Annotated in this window: 17 protein-coding genes, 1 tRNA gene and 2 pseudogenes; 9 read left to right on the top strand and 11 right to left on the bottom strand. The window is 56.3% G+C overall.

The annotated features are described in order from the left end of the window. Window positions 1-11 precede the first annotated feature (11 nt). Window positions 12-1,901, bottom strand: a complete 1,890-nt coding sequence (locus tag AC0L6A_RS12990; RefSeq protein WP_473290615.1) for an ABC transporter ATP-binding protein — start codon at window positions 1,899-1,901, stop codon at window positions 12-14. Then, on the bottom strand, window positions 1,898-2,584 hold the full coding sequence (locus AC0L6A_RS12985) for a tyrosine-protein phosphatase (protein ID WP_473290613.1): 687 nt from the start codon (window positions 2,582-2,584) through the stop codon (window positions 1,898-1,900). The genes AC0L6A_RS12990 and AC0L6A_RS12985 overlap by 4 nt, the downstream gene beginning before the upstream one ends. Window positions 2,585-2,741: 157 nt before the next feature. On the opposite strand from AC0L6A_RS12985, the gene AC0L6A_RS12980 reads away from it, so the two are divergent. Next, complete coding sequence (locus tag AC0L6A_RS12980) at window positions 2,742-3,941, top strand: pyridoxal-phosphate-dependent aminotransferase family protein (RefSeq protein WP_473290611.1); 1,200 nt, start codon at window positions 2,742-2,744, stop codon at window positions 3,939-3,941. Here the strand turns inward: AC0L6A_RS12980 and AC0L6A_RS12975 are convergent. Continuing rightward, window positions 3,938-5,050 carry a pyridoxal phosphate-dependent aminotransferase gene (locus AC0L6A_RS12975; RefSeq protein WP_473290609.1) on the bottom strand — a complete coding sequence of 371 codons (1,113 nt, stop codon included), beginning with the start codon at window positions 5,048-5,050 and terminating at the stop codon, window positions 3,938-3,940. The genes AC0L6A_RS12980 and AC0L6A_RS12975 overlap by 4 nt on opposite strands. Window positions 5,051-5,146: 96 nt before the next feature. Here AC0L6A_RS12975 and AC0L6A_RS12970 point away from each other — a divergent pair, with 96 nt between their 5' ends. Next, a complete protein-coding gene (locus tag AC0L6A_RS12970; protein ID WP_473290608.1) occupies window positions 5,147-5,323 on the top strand; it encodes a Tat pathway signal protein in 177 nt (58 codons plus the stop codon). A gap of 44 nt (window positions 5,324-5,367) precedes the next feature. Here the strand turns inward: AC0L6A_RS12970 and AC0L6A_RS12965 are convergent. Continuing rightward, window positions 5,368-8,509 (bottom strand): annotated as a pseudogene (locus tag AC0L6A_RS12965) (valine--tRNA ligase). A gap of 264 nt (window positions 8,510-8,773) precedes the next feature. On the opposite strand from AC0L6A_RS12965, the gene AC0L6A_RS12960 reads away from it, so the two are divergent. Beyond that, window positions 8,774-9,112 (top strand): hypothetical protein, encoded by a 339-nt coding sequence (locus tag AC0L6A_RS12960; protein WP_473290606.1) that lies wholly within the window; start codon window positions 8,774-8,776, stop codon window positions 9,110-9,112. A 236-nt stretch (window positions 9,113-9,348) separates the two neighbouring features. Here AC0L6A_RS12960 and AC0L6A_RS12955 read toward each other — a convergent pair whose 3' ends face one another. Both AC0L6A_RS12955 and AC0L6A_RS12950 read right to left on the bottom strand, forming a co-directional pair. Beyond that, the gene (locus tag AC0L6A_RS12955) at window positions 9,349-10,986 is read right to left on the bottom strand and encodes an alpha-D-glucose phosphate-specific phosphoglucomutase (RefSeq protein ID WP_473290605.1); all 1,638 of its coding nucleotides are present in this window, start codon (window positions 10,984-10,986) and stop codon (window positions 9,349-9,351) included. Between the two features lie 42 nt (window positions 10,987-11,028). Continuing rightward, on the bottom strand, window positions 11,029-11,460 hold the full coding sequence (locus AC0L6A_RS12950) for an Lrp/AsnC family transcriptional regulator (RefSeq protein ID WP_473290603.1): 432 nt from the start codon (window positions 11,458-11,460) through the stop codon (window positions 11,029-11,031). Window positions 11,461-11,582: 122 nt separating this feature from the next. On the opposite strand from AC0L6A_RS12950, the gene AC0L6A_RS12945 reads away from it, so the two are divergent. Further along, the gene (locus AC0L6A_RS12945) at window positions 11,583-12,722 is read left to right on the top strand and encodes a type III PLP-dependent enzyme (RefSeq protein ID WP_473290601.1); all 1,140 of its coding nucleotides are present in this window, start codon (window positions 11,583-11,585) and stop codon (window positions 12,720-12,722) included. Here the strand turns inward: AC0L6A_RS12945 and AC0L6A_RS12940 are convergent. Beyond that, window positions 12,719-13,201, bottom strand: a complete 483-nt coding sequence (locus AC0L6A_RS12940; RefSeq protein ID WP_473290599.1) for a PaaI family thioesterase — start codon at window positions 13,199-13,201, stop codon at window positions 12,719-12,721. The two genes, AC0L6A_RS12945 and AC0L6A_RS12940, sit on opposite strands and share 4 nt — an antisense overlap. 104 nt (window positions 13,202-13,305) lie before the next feature. Continuing rightward, complete coding sequence (metF, locus tag AC0L6A_RS12935) at window positions 13,306-14,172, bottom strand: methylenetetrahydrofolate reductase [NAD(P)H] (RefSeq protein ID WP_473290598.1); 867 nt, start codon at window positions 14,170-14,172, stop codon at window positions 13,306-13,308. A gap of 98 nt (window positions 14,173-14,270) precedes the next feature. Here metF and AC0L6A_RS12930 point away from each other — a divergent pair, with 98 nt between their 5' ends. The 3 genes from AC0L6A_RS12930 to AC0L6A_RS12920 all read left to right on the top strand — a co-directional run bounded on the left by AC0L6A_RS12930 (window position 14,271) and on the right by AC0L6A_RS12920 (window position 16,310). Continuing rightward, window positions 14,271-15,176 (top strand): LysR substrate-binding domain-containing protein, encoded by a 906-nt coding sequence (locus tag AC0L6A_RS12930; protein WP_473290596.1) that lies wholly within the window; start codon window positions 14,271-14,273, stop codon window positions 15,174-15,176. Window positions 15,177-15,248: 72 nt separating this feature from the next. Then, complete coding sequence (locus tag AC0L6A_RS12925; RefSeq protein ID WP_473290595.1) at window positions 15,249-16,034, top strand: inositol monophosphatase family protein; 786 nt, start codon at window positions 15,249-15,251, stop codon at window positions 16,032-16,034. Between the two features lie 75 nt (window positions 16,035-16,109). After that, entirely contained in the window at window positions 16,110-16,310 is a 201-nt protein-coding gene (locus AC0L6A_RS12920) for a hypothetical protein (protein ID WP_473290593.1), read from the top strand. 11 nt (window positions 16,311-16,321) lie between these two features. Here the strand turns inward: AC0L6A_RS12920 and AC0L6A_RS12915 are convergent, their stop codons facing one another. Together AC0L6A_RS12915 and putA are read right to left on the bottom strand one after the other, a co-directional pair. Beyond that, window positions 16,322-17,071: a rhomboid family intramembrane serine protease gene (locus AC0L6A_RS12915; protein WP_473290592.1), complete on the bottom strand. Its 750-nt coding sequence runs from the start codon at window positions 17,069-17,071 to the stop codon at window positions 16,322-16,324. Window positions 17,072-17,117: 46 nt separating this feature from the next. Further along, window positions 17,118-20,564 carry a bifunctional proline dehydrogenase/L-glutamate gamma-semialdehyde dehydrogenase PutA gene (gene putA, locus AC0L6A_RS12910; protein ID WP_473290590.1) on the bottom strand — a complete coding sequence of 1,149 codons (3,447 nt, stop codon included), beginning with the start codon at window positions 20,562-20,564 and terminating at the stop codon, window positions 17,118-17,120. A 125-nt stretch (window positions 20,565-20,689) separates the two neighbouring features. Here putA and AC0L6A_RS12905 point away from each other — a divergent pair. Both AC0L6A_RS12905 and AC0L6A_RS12900 read left to right on the top strand, forming a co-directional pair. Then, a pseudogene (locus tag AC0L6A_RS12905) lies at window positions 20,690-21,146 on the top strand (Lrp/AsnC family transcriptional regulator). Between the two features lie 66 nt (window positions 21,147-21,212). Beyond that, window positions 21,213-21,298: transfer RNA gene (locus tag AC0L6A_RS12900), tRNA-Leu, on the top strand. Between the two features lie 72 nt (window positions 21,299-21,370). Here the strand turns inward: AC0L6A_RS12900 and AC0L6A_RS12895 are convergent. Then, window positions 21,371-22,360 carry an ABC transporter substrate-binding protein gene (locus AC0L6A_RS12895; RefSeq protein ID WP_473290588.1) on the bottom strand — a complete coding sequence of 330 codons (990 nt, stop codon included), beginning with the start codon at window positions 22,358-22,360 and terminating at the stop codon, window positions 21,371-21,373. Window positions 22,361-22,390 lie beyond the last annotated feature (30 nt).

The following is a 22,390-nucleotide window of genomic DNA, read 5'->3' as shown; positions in this document are numbered from 1 at the left end:
GGTAAAAAGGATCAGTCGCGTTTGCGGCCCCAAAACCCACCGGTGAACAGCCGACGGAAGGACCAGCGGTCAGGGTTTTGGCGTTCGGCAGGCAGGGCAGGTGTGCGTTCTTCCCGCCCAATGCTGTGTTGCGCGCCGCCTGAGCCGTCTTGAAATTGAAGGTTGTAGAGTTGCGCATAAAGCCCGCCACGGGCCAGCAATTCGTCATGGGTTCCTTGATCAACCACACGCCCCTGATCCATCACGACGATCTTGTCGGCATCGCGGACGGTGGACAGGCGGTGCGCGATCACCAAGGTCGTGCGACCCTTCGACAGCGTATCCAACGCTTGTTGCACCAGCTTTTCTGATTTTGCGTCCAGTGCTGATGTCGCTTCGTCCAGCAACAAAACAGGCGCGTCGCGCAGAACTGCGCGGGCAATTGCAATCCGTTGCCGTTGTCCGCCTGACAGATTTGATCCACGCGGGCCGGCCGGGCTGTCTAACCCGTCTGGCATGCGCGGTAGGAAGTCGGAAACGTGGGCCGTGTCCAGCGCATGTTTCATGGCTTTCTCGTCCACGCCCTCGCGCCCCATCAAGATGTTGTCGCGTAGGGTTTCGTCAAACAGAAGGGCCTCCTGACTGACCACCGAAAACAGACCGCGCAACTGATCCAATGGAAGACTTGTGACATCTGCCCCACCGACCGAGACTTCACCTGACTTTGCATCCGCCAACCGGGTCAACAGATTGAAGATCGTGCTTTTGCCAGCACCAGATGCCCCAACAAGCGCGGTGGTTTTTCCAGCCTCAGCGATCAGCGTCGTTCCACGCAGGATTGGCGTGTCGCCATAAGCAAAGTTCACGTCATTAAGAACGATGTCGGCGGTACTTGCCTTGGCGGGCAGGGCTGCCGGTTTGGCAGGGGACAAGATCGTTGGGCGCTGGGCAAACACGTCGCGAATACGCGTAAGGCTGGCAATCGCCGCTTGCCACCCGCCCGAGACCTTGCCCAGGTTGCGCAAGGGATCAAAGACCAGCGCCATTGCGGTGAAAAAGCTCATGAACTCGCCCACGGTTTTCACGCCGGAATTGATCTGAAGCCCGCCATAAACCAGCACGCCGAAAAAGCCGACTGCAGCGATGATGTCGACCATGGCGACGATTGCCCCTTGGTTGGCTTGGCTTTGCAGGTGAGTTTTCGCAAAGGCGCTGATCTCGCGATCAACACGGGATTGTTCGTGGCGTTCAGTACCCGAAAGCTTGATCGAGTTAATGCCGTGAAAGATCTCGTCCAACCGGGTCGAGATCTGCGCCGCTGCGGCGCGGCTGTCTGTGGTGGTCCTGCGCACACGCTTTTGCAGAATGCCCATCGGGTAGGTCAAAACGGGGGCCGCTGCCACCGCGACCACAACCCATAGCCAGTCGATCGAAAGGGCCACACCTAAAAGTGCAAGCAATGATACAACATCGCGGGCGACGGCGGCCAAGACGACCTCCCATATCGTGGCGATGGCTTGCGCATCTCCGCGCACCCGTTCCATCAATGTGCCTGGGGAATTGTCGCGGAAATAGTTGCTGTCCAAGGTCAGCATATGGGCCACCATATCCGACTGCAGATTGGCCCCAACACGTTGGCCGACATGGATCATCAGCACACGATGGCCAAAGGCGGCGAACGCGCGGACGATGAAAATTCCCGCTACAATCACGGCCACCCAAATGATCGATGTCGTATTGCCCGAAGAAAACGCCACGTCGAACATGGGTCTGATCATGTAGCTCAGGCCGCCCAAGGCCAAGCCTTCCGCAAGCATCAGAAGCATCGCCAGCATCAGCGGCAGCCGATAGGCGCGCATGTAACCCTTCCAAAGCCAGCGGATCATCTGCTTCTGGTCGGTTTTCGCCGTGTCTGAGGTCATCGCTTATTCCGTTCGGCTTGAAATGCCTGTGTGATGGCGTCTGGGTCATAGTGGTGCGCGAACCAGTCCCTGATGGAAATTGGGTCGCTTTCGTAATGTGTAGCGTACGCTTCAATCAGCGCATCCAAAATACCAGCTTTGGACCACCGTTGATGTGCGTATTTCAAAGACAGTTGTGCGCGGGCCTCGTCCAAGGTCCCACCGCATTGATCCAAAAGATATAGTGCGGATGCAATACCTGTCCGATCCGCGCCGGATTTGCAGTGGATCAGAAATGGTTTTTCCACCGTTTCCATGATGTCGAGAAGCTCAAGATACTCTTCCGCGGTGCCCAGTACGCGAGCCAGTAAAGGATGGTCGATCAGCTTCATGCCGTAGTCCTGACAGGCCTCAACCTCGAACAGATAATACGAATACTTGTCAGCCCCACGCAGGTTGATCACGGTCTTGATATCGGCCTTTTGCAGCGCTGGGAAATGAACCGGATCAGGTTGATTTGAACGCCAAGCGTCTTTGGAAAGCTGATAGCGGTTTGGTAACACGCGACGAAGGAAAGCATGATCCACAAGGTTGTTATGGCGACGTGCTGCACGACGCCCCTCAGGGGTCGAGATGTCCATTCCGAACCCGTGTTTCCACGCACGCTCGCGTTTTTTGATCTCGGCAAACAGTGATTTGAACATTCGGTTCCTGTCCGGTGCTGACCCAAACCCAGTGAAAGGCTCTTACCGGGATGTAACTTGTCAGGGCGCTACAAACAAGAAGGGGGCTTCCTGACCCCGTTGACGCGATCCATATGTCGCTTTACCGCTTATGGCCTGAGAACAAAAAAGGCTTCCCATGACGCTATCACATGGCCGCACCCATCTTGCCATTCCCGGCCCATCCGTAATGCCTGACCGGGTGTTACAAGCGATGCATCGCGCCGCGCCCAATATCTATGCGGGCGAGGTTGTGGACATGATGCCCGGCTTGATTGACGGGCTGAAATCAGTTGCCAGAACGCGGCACCATGCGGTGATCTATATCGCCAATGGCCATGGCGCGTGGGAAGCGGCTTTGTCGAACACATTGGCCGCTGGCGATAAGGCGTTGTCGCTTTGTACCGGGCGATTTGGCCATGGCTGGCACGAGATGGCATCGGCGCTGGGTGTTGAGCCCGTGATCGAAGAGTTTGGTTTGAAAGCACCCGTTGAACCCAACCGGGTCGAAGAGCTTTTGCGCGCCGATGTTGCGCACGAATTGAAGGCCGTTTTACTGACGCATGTGGATACGTCGACCTCTGTCCGGAATGATGTTGAGGCTGTTCGCGCAGCAATGGATGCGGCCGGGCACCCGGCGCTGTTGATGGTCGATTGTATCGCCTCGATGGGATGTGACCGCTTTGAAATGGACGCTTGGGGCGTGGATGTCGCCGTCGCGGCCTCGCAAAAGGGCCTGATGGTCCCGCCCGGCATGGGGTTTGTGCTCTTTAGTGACAAAGCCGCCGCCGTTCGCGACACCCTTTCACGCGTGTCGCGGTACTGGGATTGGGCGCCGCGTGCCAATCCCGAGATCTTCTATCAGTATTTCGGAGGCACCGCGCCCACCCACCATTTGTTTGGGTTGCGCGAGGCTTTGAGGATGATTGAGGAAGAGGGTGGCGCTGAAAAACTCTGGTCCCGTCACGCCCATCTGGCCCGCGCCATTTGGGCTGCATTTGATGCGTGGGGTGCTGGTGGTCCGCTTCAGATGAATGTTGCAGAGCCAACGCATCGCTCCAATGCCGTGACCTCACTTCAGATCGGAGCACCTTACGGAACGGCTCTTCGAAACTGGACCGAGCAGAACACCGGGGTGACGTTAGGGATTGGCTTAGGCATGTCGACCCCAGACGACCCAAAAGGCGATGGGTTCTTCCGGCTGGGCCATATGGGGCATGTGAATGCGCCAATGGTGATGGGCGCATTGTCGGCCATTCAATCCGGACTGACGGCGCTGAATATTCCCCATGGCGCTGGTGCGCTTCCAGCCGCTGCCGAAGTCATAGCGCAGGCCTAAGCGCGGGCTGCTTTCAATGCCAATGGAAGGGCTTTTGCAAAGACGCCCAGTTCTTCAGCTGTCCCTGCAGAAATTCGGATGCAGCGGTTTTGCGGGGCGGCAAAAGGCATTCTGACAAACACATCCTGCGCGATGAGCGCATCCAGAACAGCCTTGGCAAACACAGCATCTTCTCCACAATCCACCGCAACAAAGTTCGTGGCCGAGGGCAGGGTGCTCAGGCCGTTCTCACGCGCGATTTCATCAATCCGCGCACGGGCATCGGATACGTTCTGGACGGTTTCGCGTAGATAGGTCTGGTCTTCCAATGCCGCCAAAGCGCCAGCTTGGCTAATGCGGCACATGCCGAAATGGTTGCGGATTTTATGGTGGGCGGTAATCAAGTCGGACGTGCCAATCGCATAGCCAACGCGCGCGCCCGCCATGCCGTAAGCCTTTGAAAAGGTGCGCATACGGATCACGCGGGGATCATCCACATTCAGCGTGGGCGCGGTGCTTTCGGGGGCAAATTCGATGTACGCTTCATCCAAGATCAACAAGCAACCTTCGGGCACGCTGTCGATCATGCGCTGGATGACCTCGGCCGAGTGCCACGTGCCCATCGGGTTGTCCGGGTTGGCGATGTAAACGAGCTTTGCACCCACCTCAGCCGCTTTGGCGATCAAGGCCTCTGGGTCCTCGTGGTCATCGCGATAGGGGACCGTTTCCAGAACGCCACCAAACCCGGTCACGTGATAGTTGAAGGTCGGATAAGCGCCTTGCGACGTGACGACCTTGTCCTCCGGCCCGATTAGCAATCGCACCAAATAGCCCAGCAACCCATCGATGCCTTCGCCGACGATGATATTTTCCGGTGAAATACCTTGATGCGCGGCAAGAGCCTGTCGCAGATCAAAGTTTTCCGGGTCGCCATACATCCAGACGTCACGCGCGGCATCCGCCATCGCGGCAATCGCCTTGGGTGAGGGGCCAAAGGTGTTTTCATTTGCCCCCAACCGCGCAGCAAAGGCACGGCCACGGGCGCGTTCCTGCGTCTCGGGACCCACGAAGGGCACCGTGGCGGGAAGGCTGTCGGCAAGCGGAGTCAGGCGGGCATAAGTCTTGGTCATATCGGCGTTAGAACAGGGCAGACGTGGGCAGGCAAGGTTGAAATTGCGCGGATCGTGATTAGTTAAGAATGGTTCTTAACAAGTAAGGAGGTCACCATGCCTCAAATGAACCGACGCAGTTTTCTTGTATCCGCCGCCGCTGCTGGGGCCGCCACGCGGCTTCCTCAGGTCGCTGTGCAAGCTGCGAAAACCCCGCCGATGCGCCGGGTTTTGACGCTGGTCTATGATAAATCCATGGGGATGATGCGCGCCGTTGAACGGCTGGTTCCGTAACGATCCACACTAAAGAAAAGGCCGGGTTGCCCCGGGCCTGTCCCTTAGATTTCTTTTAGCCGGTCGAGTGCGGCGTTCAGCGTCGCCTCTTCCTCTTCGCGGGCGGCAAGGTTCGCCTTGGTCTCGGCCAACACCTCGGGTGGGGCGTTTTCCGCGAATTTCGGGTTCTTCAGACGCCCGCGCAGCCCACCAAGTTCCTTGGCCAGCTTGCCCAGTGACTTCTCAAGTCGTGCGATTTCCTCGTCCACGTCGATGATCTCGGCCAGCGGCAGGGCGAAGATGCCACCCGCCACGGCGACGGTGATGCAGCCTTTGGGCAGATCAGCCATCTCTGTGATCGAGTCCACGCGCGCCATGCGCATCACCAGCGCTTGGTTGTTTTCCAAGGCGGTGCGCCCAGCTGCATCCAGTTCCTGCTGGATCACTGGGATTTTCAGACCGGCGGGCACGTGCATTTGAGCACGCGCGGAGCGGATGTTTTCGATCAGCGAAATCACCCAGTTCATCTCGCGTGCGGCGTCCTCGTCCAACAGCTCATCGCCATATTCCGGCCAATCGGCGTGGATCAGCATCTTCGGACGATCCGCGATCTGGCCCCACAGCTCTTCTGTGACGAAGGGCATGATCGGGTGCAGCATGATCAGACATTGGTCGATCACCCATGCCATCGTCGCACGGGTCTCGGCCAGAACGGCTTCGTCTTCTGAATTCAGAAGCGGTTTCGAGAATTCGACATACCAGTCGCAAACCTTGCCCCAGACATAGGCGTACAGCCCATGTGCTGCGTCGTTGAAACGATAGGCGGTCAGGGCTGCGTCCACATCCTCGCGGATTTTCGCGGTTTCCGAGATGATCCAGCGGTTCACCGTCTGCGTCGGGCTTTTCGGATCGAAATCAGCGACCGGTTTACAGTCGTTCATTTCGGCAAATCTTGCAGCATTCCAAAGTTTGGTACCGAAATTCCGGTATCCCGCGACACGATCCTTGGACATTTTCAACACGCCACCGATCGAGGCCATGGCGGTGTTGGTAAACCGCAACGCATCCGCGCCGTATTCGTCAATGATGTCCAGCGGGTCAATCACATTGCCCGTGGTCTTGGACATTTTCTTGCCCTTCTCGTCACGGACAAGCCCGTGCAGATAGACCGTGTGGAACGGGTTCTTGTGGCACACGGCTTGGCTCATCATCATCATGCGCGCGACCCAGAAGAACAGAATGTCCTGACCAGTGATCAGCACATCACCGGGGAAGAAGCGGTTCAGCTCGTCCGTGTCCTGAGGCCAGCCCAGTGTGCCGAAGGGCCAGAGGCCCGACGAGAACCACGTGTCGAGCACGTCAGGGTCGCGCCAAACCGGGTAGATCAGCTTGGTGGGATCCTGTGAAGTCTCATAGGTCGCAAGGCTCTCGGCTAACATGTGCATAGCTTCGGCGCGGGTGGAAACCTCGACCACGCGGGCGTGGTTCAGCGGGGCAGGCAGCGTGACCAAAACTTCATTGAACTGCGGTGCGACTGCTTCAAAATCATGAGCGCAATGGCTGTGCTCGTGACCCGGCAGTAGATCTTGGTTCAAAAGCAAACGGCCCATTTCGACCAAATCAAGTGCACCGTCGTTTTCGTCGTCCTTGAAATCTTCGCCAGACAGATCGAGCCCGTACCAAACCGGCACCTGATGCCCCCACCACAATTGGCGCGAGATACACCACGGCTCGATGTTTTCCAGCCAGTGATAGAAGGTCTTCTCGCCGCTTTCCGGCATGATCTTCACGTCGCCGTTGCGGACAGCCTCCAGCGCGGGGCCGGCGATTTCCTTTGCGTCCACGAACCACTGGTCGGTCAGCATCGGCTCGATCACCACGCCCGAGCGGTCACCGAAGGGCTGCATGATCGGCTTGTTTTCAACGTAAGGCACGGTTTCGGTGAGTTGGGTCTCATTACCCTCGTCATCTTTCTCGGTCCGCGTGACGTCGTGCATCACGGCCAGACCCTCGGCGGTAATCTGATCAACGACCAACTTACGTGCTTCGAACCGGTCCAGCCCGCGATATTCATCCGGCACAAGGTTCATCGCAGCGATCTTCGCCTCGTCAAACCCTTCTTCTCCGTTTGCGATGCGCTGGGCGGTCGCGGCTTCGTCTGTATAGGGCAGGCCGTCCGCGCGCATGTGGCCACGCGTGTCCATCAGCGAATACATCGGAATGCCGCCGCGTTTGGCAACCTGATAGTCGTTGAAGTCATGCGCGCCGGTGATTTTCACGGCACCAGACCCGAAGGTCATATCCGGGTATTCGTCGGTGATGATTGGGATCAGGCGACGATGCTCTTTCGGACCCACTGGGATTTCGCAAAGCTTGCCCACGATGGATGCATAGCGTTCGTCATCCGGGTGCACGGCAACTGCGCCGTCGCCCAACATGGTTTCGGGCCGCGTCGTGGCGATCGAGATATAGTCACGCTCCTCGCTCAGCGTGATATTCCCGTCCTCGTCTTTCTCGACATAGGTATAGGTCGCGCCACCGGCCAGCGGGTATTTGAAGTGCCACATGTGGCCGTGTGTCTCGATGTTCTCGACCTCAAAGATCCGAAATGGCGGTTTCAAAATGTGGGTCCCAGTTGACCAGACGCTTGCCGCGATAGATCAGGCCCTTGTCGTACATGTCGACGAAGACCTTCAGAACGGCATCATGGAAATCTGCCGAGTTTTCGTGACCCGTGCGCGGATCGCCCGGCGCACCTGCCATGGTGAAGGCATTGCGTGACCAGTCGCAAGTTGATCCAAGACGCTTCAGCTGTTCGATGATGGTCGAGCCGTATTCGCCCTTCCATTCCCAGACCTTCTCAAGAAACTTCTCACGGCCAAGTTCACGGCGGCCGGGCTGACCGGTTTCGGCCAGCATCTTTTCGACCTGCAACTGCGTGGCGATGCCTGCGTGGTCTTGACCGGGCTGCCACAGAGTGTCGAAGCCACGCATGCGGTGCCAACGGGTCAGAATGTCCTGCAGGGTGTTGTTGAACGCATGGCCAAGATGCAGCGCGCCCGTCACGTTGGGCGGCGGGATCATGATGGTGAAGCTGTCCGCGCCGGGCTTGGCATTTGCGCCTGCTTTGAACGCGCCTGCGTCTTCCCAGGTTTTATAAATGCGTGCCTCGGCAGATGCCGCGTCGAAGGTCTTGTCCATGGCCATGGTGGTCGCCTCAAATGCTATAAATCAAAGACCGTTTACCCAAGTGGGCGCGAAAGGGAAACCCCGCCGTCGTCTGCAAGGCTCAGGATGTGCGAAAACGCCTTCAGGCGAACCTTTGTGCAAACTGGAGGCAGGGATGGCTTTGGAAAGAGTTAGTAAGGGTTTCGACAAATTGATGCCTTATTCAACTCTTAGCAGTGCGGATCACGCGACGGATCAATCTATGATGTCCGAAACTTAAACCGGATCAATAAGCGAAAAAACATGAAAAAAGCACTTCTTCTACTCGCCTTCTCCCCTTCCATGGCCTTTGCGCAAGAACGGAAGTTCAATTGCGAAGTTCCGAACGGCAGGCTGGCCGAAATGTCGGTGACTTTGGTGGCTTTCGATGGTGGCAAGGACGGCTATGTGATGGTGGATGGCGAGAAGAAATCCGCCAGTGTCTACCCGGGTCTTGATTCAATCACCTATCTAATGTTCAGCGACGACTACAGCTATACGCTGCACTACAATATGAACATGGAGGACGGGGACTATGACTTTTCGGCCTCTGGGGCCAAGTCTGGCTGGGGACGCGGCACCTGCACTGAGGTGACCAGCTAACCCCAAACAGAAACGCCCGGCGGATTGCCGGGGTTTCTGATCTCTGCTCCGATGTTGGCCCTCGGTTGCAAACACGCGGAGTGGCAGAATAAATAACAGCGGCCATAGCAACTTGAAGACCGCGTTAAGCGACATGTTAACAATTTCTTAACCTTTCCCCCGAATGGCGTCGCGGATGCAAGAAAACAGGGCTTCAAAGTCACTACAGCGAACAAAAGACGCAGATTTGCTGCACTTTAGCTGACGACATCCGGTCGCGTTCGCCCAAGCAGGCCTTGAATGCCTGCAATCTGCGATGTTGCGGCAATCACCTTTGAAAGCGCATCTTGCGCGTCACGGGTCAGATCGCCAGCGGGATCTGCGTATTGTTCAAGGTAAACCCGCAATGTCGCGCCCTCGGTGCCTGTGCCCGAAAGCCTTAGCATGGCCCGTGCGCCACCTTCATAGGTCACGATCACCCCTTGGCCCGTGGTAACGGACCCGTCAATCGGATCAGTATAGGCAAAGTCTTCTGCCCCGGTGATGGTCAACCCAGCGGCCGACTGGCCGGGCAGGGTGGGCAGTTTGGATTTAAGTTCTGCCATCAAGCTGTTGGCAGCGCCCGTGTCCAGCCCCTCATAGTCGTGCCGGGAATAGTAATCGCGGCCATAGGTTTTCCAGTGATCGTTCAGAATAAGGGCGACACTTTCGCCACGTACCGCCAGGATGTTCAGCCACAATAGAACGGCCCACAGCCCATCTTTTTCACGCACGTGATCTGACCCGGTGCCGGCGCTTTCTTCGCCGCACAATGTGGCGCGGCCAGCATCTAGTAGGTTGCCAAAGAACTTCCACCCGGTTGGGGTCTGGAACGCTTCAACCCCCAGCTTTTCTGCCACACGATCCGACGCAGCTGACGTCGGCATTGATCGTGCAACCCCTGCAATCCCTTGGGCATAGCCCGGCGTAAGATGGGCGTTTGCAGCCAGCACAGCCAAGCTGTCAGAAGGGGCAACATAGATGCCCTTTCCAACAATCATGTTGCGGTCTCCATCCCCATCTGATGCCGCGCCAAAATCCGGGGCATCCGGTCCATGAAGATGATCAAAAAGCTCGTTTGCCCAAACAGGGTTCGGGTCAGGGTGTCCGCCGCCGAAATCTTCGCTGGGAATGCCGTTCACAACGCTGCCAGCCGGGGCCCCTAAACGCCGCTCGAGAATTTCGACGGAATAGGGGCCGGTCACGGCGTGCATTGCATCAAATCGCAGGGTGAACCCATCTGCGATCATCTTGCGGATGGCGTTGAAATCAAACAGGTCCTCCATCAGTGCCGCGTAGTCGGAAACGGGGTCTACGACCTCGACCACCATATCGCCCAGCATCGCCTCGCCACAGTCTGACAGGGTTGGAGCGGCGGCTTCTGCGATATGGTAAGCGTCGATGTCTTGTGCACAGGCGACAATTGCATCCGTTACAGCCTCGGGGGCGGGGCCGCCGTTTGAAATGTTGTATTTCAAGCCGAAATCTCCGTCCGGACCGCCGGGATTGTGACTTGCCGACAGGATCAGCCCACCATCTGCCTGACGTTTTCGGATCAAATGACTGGCGGCGGGTGTGGACAGAATGCCGTTTTGCCCAACGATGACCTTTGCGACCTGATTGGCCGCAGCCATGCGCAAGATTGTAGCCATTGCCGGACGATTGAAATAGCGCCCATCACCGCCCAAAACCAAGGTTTTTCCTACAGGATCGATGGCGTTGAAAATGGCCTGCGTGTAGGTCTCCAGATACCCCGGTTCAGAGAACACCGCGACCTTCTTGCGCAATCCTGAAGTTCCCGGAACTTGGCCATCAATCGGGGCGGTTTTAAAGGTCGTCGAGGCGGTGGAATTCACAATCGGTCCCCTTGAAATGCAATAATCAATATTGAGACAGTCTTAGCCCAACCGGTCGATCCGCGTCGAGAGGTGGATCAGACTTTCCGATCCTTTGACACCGTCAATTTCCCCAACTGCATCCAGAACTTCATCCAAAAGCGCCGTCGAGGGGGCTGCCAGTTTTAACACCATGTCCCAACGTCCAGACGCGGTATGAGCGGCTTCGACCTGTGTCAGGGTTTTCAAACGCGCCAGTACAGCTGGCGTCGAGCGGGGTTCAATCGAGATCAGAACGGTTGCGTGGATTTTATCACTGCGGGCGGCATCTCCTAGCCGAAGGGCATATCCGGCGATGATCCCCTTTTCTTCCAGTCGCTCGATGCGGGCTTGTACCGTAGACCGCGCAAGCCCCAGCCGTCGGGCCAAAGTGGCGACCGGAAGGCGCGCATTGCTTTCAAGCTGGGCAAGTAATTCTCGGTCCGTGTCGTCCATTTGTCCGATCTCTCATTCAATTTGACGATATATAAGCGACATATTGACCGGAGTGCCACTAGAAATCGACGGCGCGAGTGGTGATTCTTAGTTTAGCGACAACAGGATCATGGAATATAATAATGAGCAGGCAACCCTCAATCTGGCTGACACCGCTGTCTCATCTGAAGACAGAGCGTCCGATGCAGCCCGTCATGTATTTTGCACCCGCCGTACTGCAGTCCACTGCGCGTCGATTCATCGCCGGATTTGACGGATTGGTGACCTATGCGGTGAAAGCGAATGATACGCCGATGGTGCTTGAAAATCTTGTCACCGCAGGGCTGCAAGCCTTTGATGTTGCAAGCCCGGCTGAAATGCAGGCTTTGCGCGCCGTGTCCCGTGATGTCGAGATGCATTATAACAACCCCGTGCGTTCACGCGCCGAAATCACCGAAGCCGTGTCCTTAAATGTGCGCTCTTATTCCGTAGACAGCACCCGCGAGCTTGAGAAGCTGATCGCGCAAGTTCCGCCGGAAGGGGTTGAAATTTCCGTGCGTTTGGCCCTTCCGATTGAAGGGGCCGCCTATAACTTCGGGGCGAAGTTTGGGGCTGATCCCGATTTGGCTGTTTCACTGCTTGAACAAGTTAAGGCCGCTGGATTTATCCCATCGATGACGTTCCATCCCGGTACGCAATGTGCCGAACCGTCGGCATGGGTGGCGTATATTTCCCAATGTGCCAAGGTGGCACAGCAGGCAGGAATTAAGTTGCGTCGCCTGAACGTTGGGGGCGGGTTCGCCGCCAACCGCGGTGTTGCGCCGGACCTTGAAGCGATATTCCATGCCATTCACGCCGCTGTTGTGATCGAGTTCGGAGAGAGTGCGCCGGAACTGGTTTGCGAACCGGGCCGGGCCATGGTGGCCGAAGCGTTCAGCCTTGCCACTTGTGTCAAAGCCATCCGCGAAGATGGTGCGGTCTATCTGAATGACGGCATTTACGGCGCATTGTCGGAAGCACCGTCCATTGGCGTTCCTGATCGGCTTAAAACAGTGCGTGCTGACGGCGGCCCGCATCAAGGTAAACAAGAGAAGCGGACGGTGTTTGGGCCGACATGCGATTTAATTGATCAATTGCCCGATCCACTTGTGCTGCCCGATGACTTGGCTGAAGAAGACTATCTTCTTTTGGCAGGCATGGGGGCCTACAGCCTTGCGACCGTCACGCGGTTCAACGGCTATGGCGCGATTGAGACCGTGACCGTGCAGTCCTTGGCGCTTTAAGTCGCTTTCATAATGATACAGGTGGTCGAGCCGGTGGCGTAAAGTTTGCCGTCCTCGACGCCTCGGATCTCTCCGTTCGATATCCCGGTTGATCGCCCTGCGTGTTGGATTTTCCCGCTGGCCTCAATCAACGTGTCGCGTGGAATAGGGCGCAGGATATTCACCTTGTATTCCAAGGTCGTATAGACCGACCCTTTCGGCACGCGGGTCATCACTGCGCAGGCCATCGCGCTGTCCAGCAGCGTGCCGTACCAGCCCCCATGAACGGTTCCCATCGGGTTGCAATGCTCAAATAACGGTGTGCCGCGAAAGGTGACTTTCCCATCCTCGACCGCGTGAAGGTGGTAGTTCAGCGTGGTCCCAATCGGCGGCCCGGGAATGGTCCCGTCCAAGATCCCTTGCATGAAATCCAGCCCAGACATTGACGTGGTGACGTCCAATGTTGGCAGTTGCTCATATGAGGTTGCGATGATGCTCATAAGGGGACCTTTCCGATCTGACACTTGGGAAGGCTAAAGGCAGCACCCCAAGGCGCAAGACTTACGCTAGGTCACAAAATCTGTGCAGTCGGAAGAAACTGAAATCAGGCCACATTTGCCAGACTGATTTGTGGCGTTACACCCAAAGCGTGGGCCACATCGCGTGTCAGGGTCGGTTTGTTCAGCGTGTAGAAATGAAGGTCGTTCACACCTTCATCAATCAGATCCGAACAAAGCTCTGTGCATAGGGCCGTGGCCAACAGTTCGGTACGGTCATCGCGTTCCGCTTTCACGAAGGCATCATCTAACCATTTGGGAATGTTGGTGCCGCAGCGTTCGGCAAATTTTCGCACGCCTTTCCAGTTCTCAATGGGCAGGATGCCTGGAATGATAGGCACATCAATGCCGGCTTTTTCGCATTTGTCACGGAAGCGGAAGAAGGTCTCGGCTTCGAAAAAGAACTGAGTGATGGCTGATCCAGCACCAGCATCAACTTTGCGCTTAAGCCATTCCACGTCAGCATCCAGATCCGACGCTTCAGGATGCGGATCGGGGTAAGCGCCAACACGGATATGGAAATCACCAGTATTGGCAAGCGCTTCGATAAGCTCGACCGAGTTCGCAAACCCGTCTTCGCGGGGGGTGAAGCTGTCTGCGCCTTTGGGTGCATCACCGCGCAGGGCGACAATTTCTTTCACGCCGACCTCAGCATAGCTTTTTGCAATCGCCAAGGTTTCATCGCGTGTGGCCTCAACGCAAGTCAGGTGTGCTGCAACATTCAGACCGTAATGCTTGTGGATCGTGCCAACCGCGTCATGGGTAAGCTCGCGCGTTGTTCCGCCGGCTCCGTAGGTGACGGAAACAAAGTTTGGGTCCAGCGGCGACAATTGACGAACGGTTTCCCAAAGCCGGAACGATGCGTCCAGCGATTGCGGGGGGAAGAACTCGAATGAAATATTTGGCGTGGTCATGGCACCCTCAGCGGAAGTATGGCGATTGGGGCCTCTTGTGCCTCAACTTCGATTGTGAGACAAATTCATAATGCTCACATAGAACATGAGGTGCGTGCATGTATATTGAATTTCGGCACTTGCGCACGATACGGGCCATTCACCAATCGGGGTCTCTGGCCCGTGCGGCTGACATCCTGCACATAACTCAGTCCGCGCTGAGCCACCAGATCAAGGGATTGGAAGAACAGGTGGGTATGGAGTTGTTCCATCGCAGGACAAAACCCATGCGTCTTAGTCCGGCAGGTATGAAACTGCTGCGACTCGCCGAACAAGTGCTGCCCGAGATTGATCGGCTCGAGGAAGAATTCAGGGCGTTGCAATCAGGACGCTCTGGACGGTTGCACATCGCCATTGAGTGCCACGCCTGTTTTGATTGGCTATTTCCGGTGCTTGATAAACTGCGTCACGCATGGCCTGACGTGGATTTGGATATTCGCCAACGTCTTGCCTTTGATGCGATCGAGGCGTTGCGCCGCGAAGAGGTCGACTTCGTGATCTCCTCCGATCCGGTTGAGGTGCCAGGCATCACCTTTACCCCGCTTTTCGCATATGAACCTCGGTTTGTTGCGTCTGCTGGACATCGGTTGGCGGATGAAGACTTCATCGTTGCAGAAGATTTCGAGCAGGAGTTCCTGCTGACCTATCCAGTAGAGCGTTCGAAGATTGATGTTTTTACAGCTTTGCTCACCCCAGAACGCATTGAACCGCGCAGTATCAGACAAGTTGAAATGACAGAAGTGATCTTGATGCTTGTTGCCGCCGGGCGGGGTGTCGCGGTGCTGCCAGATTGGGTTTTGGGAGAGGTGAAAGACAATCCAGACTTCATCACCAAGCCCCTGACCGAGGATGGTCTGAGAAAGCAAATGTATGCCGCGACACGGGATGAGGATACAATGGTTCCATTCATGGCACATATGATCCGCCTGTGCCGGTCAGAGCCCGTGAAACTTCAACGCAACTAGCGCCCTTTCAGGCTTGGCAAACAAGGCGCACGGGCGTATACGCGCCGTTTGAAACCTCAGGAGTCCTTTTCGATGCAAGGCAGTGCAAATCTGAACGTGATGATCAAAGCGGCCCGCTCGGCTGGTCGTAGCCTTGTGAAAGACTTCCGCGAGGTTGAAAACCTGCAGGTCTCGATGAAGGGTGCTGGGGACTTCGTGTCAAAAGCAGACATCTCGGCCGAACAGATCATCCGTGAAGAGCTGATGGAAGCACGCCCGAACTATGGCTGGTTGGCCGAAGAGGGTGGCGCTGCTGAGGGCAAAGACCCGACCCGTCGCTGGATCGTTGATCCTTTGGACGGAACCACAAACTATCTGCATGGCCTGCCGCACTGGGCAATCTCGATTGCATTGGAACACAAAGGCGAAATCATCGCTGGTGTGGTTTACGATGCCGCCAAGGACGAGATGTTCTACGCCGAAAAAGGTGAAGGTGCATGGCTGAACCAAAGTCGCCTTCGTGTTTCGGGACGCTCGCGTTTGATTGAATGTATCTTTGCAACCGGCCTGCCATTTGGTGGCCGTTCTGATCTGCCTGAAACTCTTCAAGATCTGGCCCGCATCCTGCCCGCAACGGCCGGTGTGCGCCGCTTTGGATCCGCCGCCTTGGATTTGGCCTATGTCGCTGCTGGTCGCTATGATGGCTATTGGGAACGTAACCTCAATTCATGGGATATCGCTGCCGGTCTGCTGATTGTACGCGAGGCAGGTGGCATGGTTGCCCCAGTTGAAGGCGAGTCGATTTTGGATACTGGCAGCATTGTTGCTGGAAACGAGCCAATCTTTGAAAAGTTCCTTGGATTGGTCCGCAACAGCTAAATCAAGTGGTTTTCGAGCTTAAAAAACCCCAGCCATGACACATTCGTGCCGCAAATGTCGCCAATAGAATAAGCCATGAGCACACTGTTACATATCCCTCACCGCCTTACCCGTTTCGTCTGTGACGAGGATGGTGCCGTTACTCTTGATTGGGTGGTTTTGACCGCAGCAATTGTGGGGCTTGGGCTAACCGCAGCTTTGCTTGTCAGGGCAAATATCCCTAGAATTGCCGAGGATATCGGAACTTACGTTTCCACGATGTCGGTTGGCCTTTAATATTAGCCAGATTAACGCTTGCGACGCCCGGTCCGGGGAATGCTGGATCGGGTGAGTTTGTATTTGGTTTCCGGATGATCGGGATGCCCATCTGTGCGTTCCCAGAACTTCTGGGCACCCAATCGAAGCCAAAGCGGAAGCACAAACGCAAAGCCTGCGATAAAGCCACCGGCATGGGCCCAATGAGCCACGCCTCCTCCTTCAGCCCCGAATGAGGAAACACCATTGAAAAGTTGCAATCCAAACCAGAACAGCAACGCGGCCCAAGCAGGAATCGGGATCACCTTGATGATGATCACGATGATGAAAAGCACATCAACTCGCGCTTTTGGAAACAGCAACAGATAACCGCCCATGACGCCTGCAATCGCCCCTGACGCCCCGATCATCGGTACTGCGCTGCTGGGGTCTGACACGTATTGCAACAGCGCCGCTGCGATGCCCGTTGCCAAATAGAAAAGCAGGAATTTGACGTGGCCCAGCATGTCTTCAAGGTTGTCGCCGAAGATCCATAAGAACAGCATATTTCCTGCGAAATGCATAAAGCCGCCATGCAGGAACATGGATGTCACAAGTGTTATAAGATCTGTGCCCTGTGACAGGCGCGCTGGGATCATGCCGAAGTTGACGAAGATGTCTGATGCGGCAGAACTACCATAAAGCGGCAACATGAACAGAAAGATCAGTGAGTTCGCCGCCACTAAGCCATATGTGACGACCGGGCGACGTGTTGAGGGGTTGTGATCGCGTAATGGAAACATGCGCTGACTTGACCCGATGCCTGTCACCGGGTCAAGTCAAAGGCGGTCAGGCTTTGGTTTGGGCCAGCATCAGCAATTCTGCATTTCCGCCCGACGCAGTGGTGTCGACACAGAGATGGCGTTCATGGGTGACCGTTTCAGCGGTCGGTGCGCCTGTGATCAAAGGCAGAATGGCCCCCGGACGTTTGGCCAAAGCCGTCGCGATTTGGCATGCGGTTTCGTCATCCCCCCAGAACACAACACCCCCTATGCCGTCGAGGACCTCGACGATTGATGTAGGTGCATTCGGAGCGAGTACAGCAGTGCCTCCCAGCTTCTCGACCGCCTCTTTCTGAGCCTTTGCGTTGGCTTGACCCGGCCCCATGCACAGGAACGGCGCGCGGGGGTGAACGGAAAGTTGGTTCAACTCTCCTGTAGGTCCGGGCAGACGTTCAGAAGATAAAGTGATATTGCAATCGATCGCTGCGATTTGAGTTTCGAGAACTGATAATGGCGGGGCGCCAACCTTGTCAGCGGGTGCAGTTTTCGGTGCAGCGCCCGCTTTGCAGAAACGATCCATATACATCGGACCACCCGCCTTGGGGCCAGTGCCTGAAAGGCCTTCACCACCGAAGGGCTGAGAGCCAACGATGGCGCCGATCTGATTTCGGTTCACGTAGGCGTTGCCAACATGCATGCGATCGCAGACATGCTGCACCCGATCATCAATGCGAGTGTGCAAGCCGAAGGTCAGGCCATAGCCAGTAGCATTGATCGAATTGATCACCTGATCTAACTGGTCGGCTTTGAAGGTTGCAATATGCAGCACAGGCCCGAAAATCTCTCGCGTCATCTGCTCTATGCCCGACACACGCACCAAGGTGGGCGCGATGAAGTATCCACCTTCAAGCGGCGTTAGTTCATGGGCGATGCGACCCTCTGCACGGGCGGTATCCACATAGGATTTGATACCCTGATAAGCTTCGTCGTCGATCACCGGACCAAGATCAGTGTGCAGATGCCACGGGTCGTCCTGTTTCAGCTCGTTCATCGCGCCGATCAACATCTCGGTCATCGTGTCAGCCACATCTTCCTGCACATACAAGCAGCGTAAGGCGGAACAGCGCTGACCCGCCGATTGGAAGCTCGAGGCGACGATGTCGCGCACGGCCTGTTCGGGCAGGGCAGTGCTGTCGACGATCATTGCGTTCAATCCGCCGGTCTCTGCGATTAAGGGCGCGGAGGGTGCCATGTTTGCCGCCATGGCGCGACGGATGATCTGTGCTGTGTCGGTCGACCCGGTGAAGGCGACGCCGCCAACCCGGGCATCCGATGTCAGCGCCGCACCGACGGTGACGCCATCGCCTGGCAACAGCTGCAAAACGTCACGCGGGACACCGGCTTCGTGCAGCAGTTTGACCGCAGCGTGGGCGATCAGGCCCGTCTGTTCGGCCGGTTTTGCCAAAACGCCATTGCCCACAGCCAAGGCCCCGGCAATCTGGCCAGTGAAGATTGCCAACGGGAAATTCCAAGGTGAGATACAGGTGAAAACGCCCACGGGTTCGCGGTTATGCTCGGACGCGTGACTGGCGTAATAGCGCATGAAATCAACGGCTTCACGCAGCTCTCCCATGCAGTCCAGCCAGATCTTTCCGGCTTCACGCGACAGAAGCGCAAAAAACAGGCCAAGGTTCTCTTCGTACAGATCCGCGGCGCGGTTCAGCACCTCGGCGCGTTCTTTCGGTGACGCGTCCCAACGTTTTGCTGCGGACAAAGCGGTCTCGACGTCCTTGGGGCTAGCCCATTGGATCTTCCCGATCTCGGCATGGGTCGAGGGGTTTTTTACAGTGACCAGTTCCCCAGCCGTAAGCGTTCCAGCGATCAAAGGCTCTGCAGTGAATTGGCTGTCAGCAAATGCTCCACGCGCAGCTTCGATCTGTTCCAGATGCGGGTCATAGGTCAAATCCAAACCCATCGAGTTTTTGCGCGCCCCGAAAATCTCGGGCCCAGTGGGGACATGAGGGGCTTCCAAGGCAAGAGCGTCAAACGGGCAGGCGGCGACCTCTGCCGGGGTGACGCTTTCGTCAACAATTTGGTTCACGAAAGAGCTGTTCGCGCCGTTTTCCAACAACCTGCGTACCAGATAGGCAAGCAAATCTCGATGCGCGCCCACAGGAGCATAGATGCGGCAACGCGTGTCGTTGGCGTCCATAATGATTTGGTGAAGCCGTTCACCCATCCCATGCAGCCGCTGAAACTCGTATGCTTGCGGTTCAATGTTTCCAGTTTGGGCGATGTCCAGAATAGCGGCGGCGGTGTGGGCGTTATGGGTGGCAAATTGCGGATAGATGCGATCGGTGAGGCCCAAAAGCTTCTTCGCGTTGGCGATGTAGCTGACGTCCGTAGCCACTTTGCGCGTGAACACGGGGAAGCCCTCAAGCCCTTCGACCTGCGCACGCTTGATTTCGCTGTCCCAGTAAGCTCCCTTCACCAGCCGGACCATGATCTTGCGATCCAACCGCTCGGCCGTCGAATGCAACCAGTCGATCACAGCGCCGGCCCGGTGACCATAGGCTTGCACGACGACGCCAAACCCGTCCCAACCAGCCAATGCGGGGTCTTCCAAAACCTTCTCGATCACGTCCAACGATATCTGCAGGCGGTCGGCCTCTTCCGCGTCGATGTTGAACCCCATCCCTGCGGATTTTGCCAGCTGCGCCAGCGCGGACACGCGTGGAACGAGGGTATCCATCATGCGCTTGTGCTGACCACGTTCATAGCGCGCAAATAGCGCTGAGAGCTTGACCGAAATGCCGGGGTTGGCTCGGATGTCGTTCGAGTGGCAAGCGCTGGCGATCTCGGAAATCGCTTTGGCATAGGCCATCTGATACCGGCGTGCATCGCTGTCGGTCAGGGCGGCTTCGCCCAACATGTCATAGGAGTAGGTGAACCCTTTTTCTTCCATCTTCGAGCCACGCTTCATCGCGGCCTGAATGGTTTCCCCCAACACGAACTGGCTGCCCATTTCCTTCATCGCGCGCCCAACCGCGGTGCGGATCACGGGTTCGCCCAGACGCTTCACCGCACCACGCAATGCGCCTGCAATGCCCGGTTCGCGATCTTCAAGGACTTTACCTGTCAGCAGCAGTGCCCAGGTTGAGGCGTTCACCAAAGAAGACGACGAACGGCCCAAATGCTTGCCCCAATCTGAGGGCGCGATTTTGTCTTCGATCAGCGCGTCAATGGTTTCGGCATCCGGCACACGAAGCAATGCTTCGGCCAGACACATCAAGGCGATGCCTTCATCGGTGGACAGCCCATATTCGGCCAAAAAGACTTCCATCAGACCGGGGTCGGATGATTCCCGGATTGCCTGAACCAACAAGGCCCCACTGGCAGAAATGCGCGCGCGATCTGTGTCAGACAGATTGGCGGCATTCACAAGAGTATCTAGATGGCGTTCTTCATCTGTGTAGGCCAGGTCATCAATCAGCGTGCGCAGATTCGAGGTCATACGGAGGTCTCCTGAGTTGTCGTTATGATTAGTGTATATCAATTTGGGGGGTCGAAAATCCTGAAGATATACCTTATGGCAAGTCATAAGCCTGAATTATGAAATATTAGCGGGAAGAAAAGACAATGGAATTTGATCGCTTCGACCGCCTGATTCTGGACATTCTTTCAGTAGATGGGCGGATATCGATCACGGATCTTTGCAGCCAAAATCGGGTTGTCAAAATCCCCCACACAGGCCCGCCTGAAAAAGCTTGAGAATACCGGCGTGATCACTGGCTATCGTGCACAGATAGACCCGATCCGAATGGGCCGCGACCACGTGGCATTTGTCGAGGTGAAGCTTTCCGATACGCGAGAGGTCGCGTTGTCAGCCTTTAACGCGGGTGTTGCAGCCATTCCTGAAGTCGAAGAGTGCTACATGCTGGCTGCGCATTTTGATTATCTTCTGAAAGTGCGCACTCAGGACATGCGCGATTACCGCCGTATCCTTGGTGAGAAAATCAGCTCATTGCCTTATGTGGCGCAAAGCTCGACCCATGTAGCGATGCAGGCTGTTAAGGAAGATGGCGCTGCGCTTTGATCCGCCGTTGCCCCCATCAAATTTTGATTGTAGGGAAAAGACGTCAGACCTGATGGGATGCGCTATGCGGGCGTGATGGAATGGTAGACATACCAGACTTAAAATCTGGAGGCCGTATGGCCGTGTGGGTTCGAGTCCCACCGCCCGCACCAAACTTAACTAAGACTATGAACGTAAAACGGCGCACCAAAGTGGCGCGCCGTTCATGATGATATTATGCCGTCTTATTTCAAAGCAGCATCAGTGATGGCACTGGTCCATGCGCCCGAAGGCTCGGCCGTGATGACGGGATCAGATCCGCCGCCCAGAAGGGTCGCGACCGTGCGTTTATACGCGGCCTCGTCCAAGGCACCATTTGACCCTGCGGTTAGCTTGGCAATCTCGCCCATCATGCGAACCTGATGCTTTTCGGTTTGTGCACCGGTTTCATCATATTCCAGAACGATCATGGCAGCGTCTGCTGGGTTTTCTTCTGCCCATTTCCACCCCTTCATCGAGGCACGAACGAAACGCTCCATTTTCCCGGTGAACTCGGCATCGCCAAGGTTTTCTTCCATGACGTACAGGCCGTCTTCAAGTGTTGCGACCCCTTGGTCTTCATACTTGAATGTCATCAGCTCTTCCGGCGCGACGCCTGAATCGATGACCTGCCAGTATTCGTTATAGGTCATGGTCGAAATGCAATCGGCCTGACGCTGAAGCAGAGGATCAACGTTGAAGCCTTGCTTCAGAACCTCGACACCCGTTTCGCTGGCGCCGTCCGTGGCAATGCCCAGCTGTGACATCCAGCTCATGAATGGGAATTCATTGCCGAAGAACCAAACACCCAGTGTGCGGTTTGCCAGATCAGCTGGTGTTTTTATCCCAACGTCCCCCCAGCAGGTCAGCATCATACCAGATGAGGCGAAAGGTTGGGCGATGTTCACAAGTGGCAAGCCTTTTTCGCGTGCGGCCAAAGCTGCTGGCATCCATTCAACAATGACGTCTGCGCCGCCACCTGCAATCACCTGCGTAGGGGCAATATCCGGTCCGCCGGGTAGGACAGTAACATCAAGATCCTCGTCCGCGTAGAAGCCGTTTTCCAACGCCACATAATATCCCGCAAACTGGGACTGTGTGACCCATTTCAATTGCAGTTTCACCTCGTCCGCAGCCATCGCCATGCTGGACGATGCTGCCAGCACTGCCGCGCTGATCATAGATGTGAGTTTCATGTCTCTCTCCTTGTTGAATGTTTTTTCGTT

This window comes from Aliiroseovarius sp. D2-2 (assembly GCF_055809455.1).
This window is presented reverse-complemented; position numbering and strand designations above follow the sequence as displayed.